This window comes from Streptomyces sp. O3 (assembly GCF_054788135.1).
In genome coordinates this window covers 1-421 of the sequence record NZ_JBTVYK010000144.1, presented here as the reverse complement: position 1 = coordinate 421, position 421 = coordinate 1, and the positions used below count along the sequence as shown (strand labels likewise).

General features: G+C 71.0%; 1 protein-coding gene. It reads left to right on the top strand.

Annotated features, from left to right (window positions below):
* Positions 1–421: methionine adenosyltransferase domain-containing protein (locus tag ACX6XY_RS30085; RefSeq protein WP_460337797.1), on the top strand; the 421-nt coding region annotated here is incomplete at both ends.

The following is a 421-nucleotide window of genomic DNA, read 5'->3' as shown; positions in this document are numbered from 1 at the left end:
GACGGCAAGACGCAGGTCACCATCGAGTACGACGGCGACAGGCCGGTCCGTCTGGACACGGTCGTCGTCTCCTCGCAGCACGCCGCCGACATCGACCTGGACGCGCTGCTCACGCCCGACGTCCAGCGGCACGTCGTCGCGCCGATCCTGGCCGAACTCGCCGCCGACGGCCTCACGTTGGACACCGAGGACTACCGACTCCTGGTCAACCCGACGGGCCGGTTCGAGATCGGCGGCCCAATGGGCGACGCGGGCCTGACCGGCCGGAAGATCATCATCGACACGTACGGCGGCTACGCCCGGCACGGCGGCGGCGCGTTCTCCGGCAAGGACCCCTCCAAGGTCGACCGCAGCGCCGCGTACGCGATGCGCTGGGTCGCCAAGAACGTCGTCGCGGCCGGACTGGCGAAGCGCTGCGAGG